This is a genomic window from Anabaena sp. UHCC 0451 (genome assembly GCF_034931405.1).
Taxonomy (GTDB): Bacteria; Cyanobacteriota; Cyanobacteriia; order Cyanobacteriales; family Nostocaceae; genus RDYJ01.
Genome location: NZ_JAYGHA010000008.1, coordinates 102,170 through 111,932, shown reverse-complemented (window position 1 = coordinate 111,932; position 9,763 = coordinate 102,170). Strand labels below are relative to the sequence as shown.

Below are 9,763 nucleotides of genomic sequence, written 5' to 3'. Positions count from 1 at the left end.
GATTTTTTCAAACTTCAAATATGAATCCTATAGAACTTTTCAGTAGTTTGGCTATATAGCTAATATTTATGATTTTCATATATTTGCTCAAACATCCATTTGCATTAACAAGGACTCTTTTACTTCTATTTTATTACTATATTTTTGTTTTGATGGACAATCTAATAAATTCTTTTTACCAGTCGCAAATAAATTAATAATCATTAAAGTCAATTGGTCAATATCAACTGGTTTAATTAAATATCTTTCAAGCTCTACTTCTGGAATTTCACTAATGATACCTGTGCTAGAGGTTGAAGTGACAATCACTGGAATATAATTCTTATTTTCTACTTCCATAACGTTTAATTTATTGAACAATTTGTAAACACTTTCACCTAAAAACCTAATTTCACAAATGATGATGTTGGGAATAAACCAATTCAGTATTTCTAAAGCTCCCTTGATAGAACTAGATGTCATTACATTTGCACCAAATTGGGTAAAAAAAATAGTATATAGCACCCCGCTATCGACATCGTTGTCTACAACCAGTATTTGCGACCCTTTGAGGATATCAATATTTAAAAAAGAGGCAATACTTGAATTCATGATAAAACCTACGATGAGGATTTTAAATGCAACATGAGATTGACAAACCTAACTATAAAGGTGCTAAGAAAACCAATTAATTAGATAAACAATCAGTGTATATTTTCAGACTAAATCTTCTGCTGCTCCTATAGTATGATTTAGGGTTGTTTGATTTTGTGAATAAGTTGATTCATTACAACACAAAATTTAATAAATATTTTTTTGCTAATCCAGTTATTGCCATTCTCTGTCTTCAAGTTCCTGCTGAGGCAATAATAAGGTAGCTTCAATTTCCTGCCTGATAGCAGCAGTTATCTCGCAATTACTATGTAAACAATCAAGTAATAATTGGTTAGCATCATAGTAGCGTTGTAGGACTTGCTCTTGCTCAGGACTAAACTGCCATCGGTGGTTAATATTGCGGTAGTTCGTCACTGTGTTCCTTAACTGTTTAGCCCAGGCTGAATAGTTGGTTTTACGCCATAACCGAAACCGTTCTTGATTTTGACGAGAATCTGGCAATTCTTCAGCGAGTTGTTGTAAGGATTTATAAAGTCCCATATCTAAAACAATTCCCAAAATGTTTGAGAGCGCATCTGCACAAACGTGGGAGTGGGCAAAGTTTTGGCTCTCATCAATTGCACATTCCACTAATAGGTTATCCAAAGCTGCATCAAGAAAAATGCCCTGGTCAAGGCTGCTGGCTAAAGCAAAGTGAGGCGCTATGCGAGGAGTCCGACTCAATGCCAGGTAAAATGCCCGAATTGCAGCATCCTTTGGTTGGGTGGGAATAGTGCGTGATTTTTGACTAGCCCAGCTTAAAAACTCCTGTAAATAAGGGTCTTCGGCAACCAGACCATCAATCTGTTGCTTCATCAACTGGACTAGGGAGTCTGCACTCCGAAGCATGGTAGTTGTCAACAAAAAGATTTCCCGCCAATGGGGGTCAGTGATGTGACTAACTAGACCTCCCAAAGCCTGTTCCAATGCTTGTAGGTTATGGCTGGCAACGATTTTTCTCGCTGTGAAGTATTCTTGAAACGCTAGATAGGAGAAGGAGAAAATTCCCCGCGCCCGTTCTGCTAGTAGCCCATGTTGAGATTCGATGGCCTTTAGCGCCGCTTCGCTTTCTATTTGCAGTTCCTCTGCTTCCATTGGCACAGTGCTTAGGTTCTGAATATAGTCACCAATGTATTGCTCAATGGTGCGTTGCTCAAAAAAATACTGACCTTGCTCAAATGTGGCTGCTGCAATTTGACTTAATAATTTGAGCTTTTGTGGTAATAAAAACCCCCGGTAAACCTCATCTCTTTCTACGCCTCTAGCTTCATCCCATTTACCCAAGAGCAGGTCTAGTCCTTGCTTATAAAAGTCAGTGCGTTTAGTCGGGAATTTGTCTTGACAGTGAAACACCCAACAGGCAAGATGCAGAAATAGGGGTGTGACTACGAGTTGGCGAAATTGCCAATTTTCAGCTAAGTTCAGCTTCTCAATAAAGTCAGCAGACTGGGCTTGACCATATTCAGTGTTGGTTTTGGTAAAGCCTACAAACCATTTTTGAGCGAAGGCTAGGATTTGTTCTGAAGTAAATGGAGCAATTTCCACATCGGTAAAACCTCGCAGTCTCAGTCTTTGTGCTGCTGTTCGACAGGTCGCCACAAACCGATTTTTGTGATACTTCTCTGAAAATATACGAATTTCGCTTAATACACTATTGCATTGTTCGTTGAGAACTTCATCCATACCATCAAGCAACAGTAATATTCTGCCTTCCCTCAGCAATGTTTCTATGATTGAGGGGTCTAAAATTCCAGATGTGCGAAACTCCTGACGGATGTAGTTTAATAAGCTGAATTCGTTGGTAACTTTAGCTTCTTGGGCAAAATTTCTCAGTGTGATGAAGATTGGCACTTGATTGGTTGCAAAATTACCTTGGTTACACTGAATGGCAAGATTTTGTAAGAAAGTAGTTTTGCCAACTCCTGGTTTGCCTAATACTCTGAGTTTGGAGTATTTTTCCACTGCCTGTATACCGGGTATCTGTTTATGCTCAATGTCTCCTAAGCCAAAGCGATTAAATTCTTTGGGGTCAAGATTTTGCAGTTCACTGATTTCTAAGTATTGTTGACTAGCAATTTCTTCCAAAATATTCAGATCTATATATATGTCATTGATGGCAACGGGACGACTGATGTCCAATAACTGCAAGATGCCGCACTGGTCTTGAATTTTGTCAAACCGTTGCGATCGCACTTGTTGTACTAATCTATCAATATCTGGGACAGAGGGCTGGGTGGATTCTTCTCGGTCAATAAATTCTGCTGGGGGTTCAACACTAATTTCTCGCCAATCTAATTCCAATACAGCACAAATTTCCATAAAAGTATGACGTTCTACTGGTCTTCCACTAAAAAATCGCCAAATGGGTTGTCGAGTTTTTAAGTTGACTTCAAAAGCTAGATTTTCTTGAGTCCAACCCTTACTAGCAAACGCTTTTTTAGCCTGTTGAATACCAATTGATGATGCCTGGAGGGATCTTTTAGCCATGAGAAAAATAGGTCTTAAAATTTTAAATTCCCATAAAATTTTTGGCGTTACTGATTTAATGTATGAAACTAATTTTTTATGTTTTTAAAAGCTTTTCCGAGCCGAGAATTCCTACTAATAGAAAGTCTCTACACCTAAATTCATAATTGCTTTCAGCAATACCAAATTTTTTACTGTTACAGCTTTTTGCTGATACCATCATCATAACCTATTAATCTTATACAAAGTTTAATAATATAGGAATAATATTTTAAGTTTTGTGACGAAATCAAACATTATTCGTTAATATTATACATTTCAATCTTTGGGAATACTTGAATTCAAACATTACTCTGCAATTATATATAAACAACCATTACAAGGTTAATCATGAATATTTACTTACTTAGAAATAATCATTGTATTAATAGATATCAGTTGCAGATATTTTATGCGTTAATTCAAAAGCAGTTAATACGACCAGAAATAGCAGATTTTAATTTATTAAATCTGTGTTTATTGTCAATTTACAAAATATATAAAATTATTAAAGATAATAAGTTAGTTGATGGCTCAAGAGGTTCTGGGAGAATCAACTACCTACATTCTACATTTATTCCTCAAGAAGAATGTAAGAATTTAGGTGAGGCGATAAGATCCCCGACTTCTTTTATTTATTATCTCCATAAATGATAAATTGATCTGGTGAAGTCGGGGATCTGGGTATCAACAATATCTGAATACAATCTGTTTCAGTCTCTGGTAGGGTGCATCATCGGCTAATTTTATTTAAGTGGAAACTTATGACTTATCTTCTAAATCGACAAATTATTTTGCTGAAAATAGCTTTGATAATTTGCAATATAGGCTTAATACCTGTACTAACTATTAATCGCACTTTCGGTGCAGAAAGAATAAAATTCAATTACGGTCTTTTAGAAGAGTCTATCCCCATTCATTCACTTGAAACCTATGCTAGAACAGGTGCAGTAGATAAGTATTTAGCTGTATATAGTCATTATGTAGACAAAAAACAACTAACTCAATTACAGAAATCTTTACTAGCTCCTATTCCCTTAAATAAAGTACAAGTTTCGCAGTTTCTATATACACCAATTGGTGAACGGTTATTAGGAATATTGGGAAAAGTTATTCAGACTGAATCTAGATTGTCAGGCTTTTATGCAATTCGCGCAGCACTAATTTTGTCAGCCGCAGATGCAAATAATTTTACACTTTTAAATGTCTTAAATAAGTTTCCTACTAATGCAATTTTAATTAATTTAAGCGAGAGTTTAGCGGTTGTAAATATATTAGAAAATATAGTCAATAAAACTCAAAATGCAGTAGCATTGATTAACCAACAATCTCAAAACCAATACACTACTGATTCTCCACTGAATACCCTTTTATTGAAGGACTCAAGAAAACTAGGAAGTTTGCGTTTTGTCAAGCAAACTATCACCTTGAATGATCTCTCACGCAACCGGATATTTCCTGCCGATATTTATCTCCCAGTTGCTAAAACTCATCTACCAATAATTGTGATTTCACACGGACTTGGTTCTGACAGAACAAGTTTTGCATATCTAGCTGAACATCTCGCTTCCTATGGTTTTGTAGTCGCTGTTCCAGAACATCCTGGCAGTAATGCGAAACAAATACAAGCATTATTAGCAGGTAAAGTAGATAGAGTTACCAATCCGAGAGAATTCATTGACAGACCTTTAGATATAAAATATTTACTAGATGAACTCACTAGTTTATCAAAAACTAACCCAACATTTAGGGGACGTTTAAATTTAGAACAAGTTGGTGTAGTAGGACAATCATTTGGTGGATACACGGCATTAGCATTGGCAGGTGCAAAGATTAATTTTGAGCAAATAAAAGCCAACTGTCTAGATTTAGAAAATACGTTAAATATTTCGCTTTTACTTCAGTGTTTAGCAGTGGATTTAGTGAATACTAAATATAACTTATCTGATACCAGGGTAAAAGCAATAATTGCCATTAATCCAATTGATAGTAGCATTTTTGGACAAGCTAGTCTCAGCCAAATAAAGATCCCAGTGATGATGGTATCTGGCAGTGCTGATACTGTGACTCCGGCTTTACCAGAACAAATTCAGCCATTTACTTGGTTAACAACTCCACACAAGTATTTAGCACTTATTAATGGCGGTACACATTTTTCTACTATTACAGAATCATCGAATACAATCCTATCTCTACCCACACAACTAATTGGAGCAAGTCCTGCTTTGGCACGTTCTTATGTCAGAGCTTTAAGCGTTGCCTTCTTTCAAGCCTATGTTGCCGAACAGCCAAGTTACCTTCCCTATTTGAGTACAGATTATGTTAATAAAATTAGTCAGCAACCACTACCGTTAAGTTTGATTAAATCTCTAACATCTGAACAACTATAACAAGCATTACAGTAAAGATTAGAAATCGAACCAAACATTAAAAGACCACCAAATCTATCTTTTAGGAAAATATCTGCAACACAGCCTTCAAAAACTAAATATTTTGACTTTTGCTTCTTCGTGAAAAATCGTGAGGACATCTGGCCGACATTGCTTAACCAGCGCAACAATACCTCTGGCTTCTTCCTGATATAAATCTTCGACGTAGCCAGTTCTATAAAGTTGTGCCTCTTTTTCACTATCAAAAGGACCAAAATAATAAGTACAATGGGGAACAACGGTGTTAATTTCTACCCACCAAGCGACATCTGACTGTTGAGATGGAAATAAATTCATGAGAGATACCTGTGATTAATTAAACTTGATTCCAGAACTTTCAGATGACTGGGAGATTGAAAAAATCAACTATAAACTGGTTATAATTTACAATACCTTGTCCAAATCAAAAAAAGTCTTGATTTGTAGGTTGGGTTGAGGTACGAAACCCAACAAATGCGTCGGGTTTCACTTCGTTCTACCCAACCTACAAAAAAATGGACAAGGTATTGAATTTAATATTTACTTAGTATGGCATCCTCATGTTATAAATCATGTTTGAGGAAGCTACGGATTAGCGTATAAATTGTATAATATCTGGTTAAAGTATTGAGATATTTACAATATTTAACAAAAGTCTTAGTTGCAAAAATAATTTTTCAAGCACTTCAATAAATGCTGATATTTGACCCTAATACTATTTCTTTATGAGGCGGCGCTGAATTTTGTAACCCTGTATTTTCCTCCTCTGTGTTCTCTGTGCCTCTGTGGTTAGTTCCTTTCTGAATTTGGTACATCTTTATACAGAATTGGTATAAGTTTAACGCCATCTCATAGACATCTGGTGAAAAATTAAATGTGCGTTTCCTAGAACCCTTGTAGAGACGTTCCTCATGTAGGAAGGCTTTACATTCTTTTCCGAAGATGTCTGAGGAAATATGTAGAAATTACTGAAATCAGGTAAATGTCGCTACTAATACAAAAAATTACCATCCTTACGGACTATATATGCTGAACTAATAGTCAACAAAAGATGTGTCAAAATAAAGAATTGTAATCACAAAAGTATTGTTAAGGTAATTTAGTGACTTCAACTGCTCAAGCTACTGCGAGTGCGCGTCGTGCGGTCTTTCCATTTACAGCCATCGTCGGTCAAGAAGAAATGAAACTGGCGCTGCTATTAAATGTCATTGACCCCAAAATTGGTGGTGTAATGATTATGGGCGATCGCGGCACCGGCAAATCTACAACTATCCGCGCCTTGGCGGACCTCTTACCAGAAATCCCTGTTGTCGCCAATGACCCCTTCAACAGTGACCCCAATGACCCGGACTTAATGAGTGATGAAGTTCGTCAACAAGTCGCCCAGGGTATGGAAATTCCCATCGCTCACAAAAAGGTGCAAATGGTAGATTTACCATTGGGCGCAACAGAAGACCGGGTTTGTGGAACAATTGACATTGAAAAGGCTTTATCTGAAGGTGTGAAAGCTTTTGAACCAGGACTACTGGCCAAAGCCAACAGAGGCATTCTCTACGTTGATGAGGTCAACTTGTTAGATGACCACCTAGTAGACGTACTTCTTGATTCCGCTGCTAGTGGTTGGAACACTGTGGAACGGGAAGGAATTTCTATCCGTCACCCAGCACGGTTTGTTCTCGTCGGTTCGGGAAACCCAGAAGAAGGAGAACTCCGTCCTCAACTCCTCGACCGTTTTGGAATGCACGCAGAAATTCACACCGTCAAAGAACCAGCTTTACGGGTGCAAATTGTGGAAGAACGGGGCGAATTTGACCAAAATCCTCCTGTTTATTTAGAAAAACACCAAACTCCTCAAATAGCATTACAACAGCAAATTGTCAATGCTCAGGAATTGTTACCACAAGTTAATTTAGACTATGACTTCCGGGTAAAAATTTCTGAAGTTTGTTCAGAATTAGATGTGGACGGGTTGCGGGGTGATATCGTTACCAACCGCGCTGCTAAAGCCTTAACTGCTTTTGAAGGCCGGACAGAAGTTACAGTTGACGATATCCGGCGGGTAATTACTTTATGTCTGCGTCATCGGCTGCGGAAAGACCCCTTGGAATCCATTGATACTGGCTATAAAGTGGAAAAGGTCTTTTGTCGGGTATTTGGTGTTGAACCACCAGAAGATGCTACACAGAAAAACGGTGCAGGGATGAAAGCCGGAGTTCGTTAGTCTGGAGTAAAGAGGTTCAAAGATCATCTTTTTACCTCTTTACTGAGGGACTTCCAAATATAAAAACCCTCAACCGCCTAATACAAAATTAATATGAAGCTGCATAAAATAAAATATCAAGAATGATTGAACGCAGATGGACGCAGATAAACACAGATAAAGAGGAGAAAAGTTTATACAACCCTGAATCCTTCGTGATAATTATTTAGAAGTGGATTTTATCTGCGGAATATGGGTTGTAAGCCCATTACCCTAATTAAACCATTAATGGCTTAGATTAATCGCATTTCTTGTAAACCTTGAAGTAATCTTTGAGCTTCTGGAGAATTGTCTTTTTCATGGAGAGCGATCGCACATTCAAAAGCTGCTAAACTATTGTCTACATCACCCACTTTCAAAAACACTACTCCCAAATTTTGGTAAGCTTCTGCATAATCAGGATTTAAAAATATAGCGTGACTATAAGCATCAATAGCTTCCACAAATAAACCCATTGCTTTACATACCATCCCCAAATTATAATAACCAGTTACAAAATTATCATCAATTTTTAAAGCAGTTTCATAAGCATTTTTCGCTCCTTGCAAATCACCCATAGCTTTTAATAAATTACCCAAATTATTATATCCTCCCAATTTCAACAGAGGATAAATCGGTAATTTTACAGCAGCTTGATAATAAGAAATAGCCAGAGAGAGATTTTTTAACTGTGTATGAGCAATACCTAAATGATAATTTAACTCATACAAAATATCAAAATTTGTGCTTTTGATATCTTGAACAAGAGGATTTTTGGCATTAATTGATCGAGAATTATTGAGGCTGGCTAAAGGTTCTTTTTTAGTCTTTTCTCGCTTACCCAGGGTTTGATTTAATCCCTTAGTTAATAATTCTATCCCCTGATTAATTTGCCCCATTTGCACATACAAAGCTCCCAGTTTACTGTAAACATAAGCATCATCAGGATTAACTGCCAAAAATTTCTCCATTGCATCTGCGGCTTTTGCATATTTATTTTGCTGATTAATTACAGCTTTTTGATATCCAGAATGCAGAATAGCAACCTTTGGTAAATAGCCAACTTGCCAATCAGCTTCTCTAGTTAAAATTGCGGCGATACTATCATCAACTAAGGCATGATAAGAGTTATTAAAACTAATATCAGGATGATTACGAAATAATCGAGAAACGAGAGAATAGGGAGATTGAGTAGCACCAATTTCTTGACGCACAAGATTTATTAATAAATAGTCATCTATATTAATTACTTCTCTCAATTGTGACGCAATTTCTGGGGTGAGACTTTCATCAGCATCTAAAACTAAAATCCAATCACCCGTTACATATTTTAAAGCTTCATTGCGAGCCGCACTAAAATCATTACACCATTGAAAATAATGTACCTTAGCGCCGAAGTGTTGAGCTATTTCCGGCGTTGTATCATTTGAACCTGTATCGAGAACTACAATTTCATCCACCACATTTTGCACACTTTCCAAACACTTTGGTAGAGAAGCTTCTTCATTTTTAACAATCATGCACAAGCTGAGTTTCATAGTCGTTTTCTATCTATTCATAACTCATATTCTCATAACCCGATACCCGACTTCTTTTGATTAGTCAGGGATCTTGTTGTTCACACCTATCATATTCACAAAGACCGAATTAAATCCGCAAAACCATAAATACTAATCCCCAGCAACAGAAAGGCTGTAAATTGAGTAATGAGTCTTTGGGGTGAGAATGGGTGAGCGTGATCCATTGTAGAAATCAATTCCCGCACTAAAATAGAAATTGATGCCCCCAGCACAAAGCTTAAACCAAGCACCAAATAAGGTCTGTCTGGTGTAATTGTGGCAATTATAAGCATAGCAATGGCTAAGGAAAGCATCATTAACTCAATAAATCGCGGCGGATTATATTGACTAGATAAAATCAGGTTATTGAAACAAGTATTCAAAAATCTCATAATTTTTCAGTAGAAAGATATAGGGAT

General features: G+C 36.8%; 7 protein-coding genes. 2 read left to right on the top strand and 5 right to left on the bottom strand.

All coding sequences use genetic code 11. From position 1 onward, the window contains the following. Positions 1-87: 87 nt before the first annotated feature. Both VB694_RS07695 and VB694_RS07690 read right to left on the bottom strand, forming a co-directional pair. Positions 88-591 (bottom strand): response regulator, encoded by a 504-nt coding sequence (locus VB694_RS07695; RefSeq protein WP_323359721.1) that lies wholly within the window; start codon positions 589-591, stop codon positions 88-90. 216 nt (positions 592-807) lie between these two features. Then, entirely contained in the window at positions 808-3,120 is a 2,313-nt protein-coding gene (locus VB694_RS07690; protein ID WP_323359720.1) for an NACHT domain-containing NTPase, read from the bottom strand. A 782-nt stretch (positions 3,121-3,902) separates the two neighbouring features. Here VB694_RS07690 and VB694_RS07685 point away from each other — a divergent pair. Beyond that, positions 3,903-5,528, top strand: coding sequence for an alpha/beta hydrolase (locus VB694_RS07685; RefSeq protein WP_323359719.1), 1,626 nt, complete (start codon positions 3,903-3,905; stop codon positions 5,526-5,528). A gap of 87 nt (positions 5,529-5,615) precedes the next feature. Here the strand turns inward: VB694_RS07685 and VB694_RS07680 are convergent, their stop codons facing one another. Beyond that, positions 5,616-5,864 (bottom strand): DUF1816 domain-containing protein, encoded by a 249-nt coding sequence (locus VB694_RS07680; RefSeq protein ID WP_323359718.1) that lies wholly within the window; start codon positions 5,862-5,864, stop codon positions 5,616-5,618. Between the two features lie 784 nt (positions 5,865-6,648). On the opposite strand from VB694_RS07680, the gene bchI reads away from it, so the two are divergent. Beyond that, a complete protein-coding gene (gene bchI, locus VB694_RS07675; RefSeq protein ID WP_323359717.1) occupies positions 6,649-7,767 on the top strand; it encodes a magnesium chelatase ATPase subunit I in 1,119 nt (372 codons plus the stop codon). Positions 7,768-8,039: 272 nt separating this feature from the next. Here the strand turns inward: bchI and VB694_RS07670 are convergent, their stop codons facing one another. After that, entirely contained in the window at positions 8,040-9,323 is a 1,284-nt protein-coding gene (locus VB694_RS07670; protein ID WP_416233469.1) for a tetratricopeptide repeat protein, read from the bottom strand. A 95-nt stretch (positions 9,324-9,418) separates the two neighbouring features. Then, entirely contained in the window at positions 9,419-9,736 is a 318-nt protein-coding gene (locus VB694_RS07665) for a hypothetical protein (RefSeq protein WP_323359715.1), read from the bottom strand. Between the last annotated feature and the right edge of the window lie 27 nt (positions 9,737-9,763).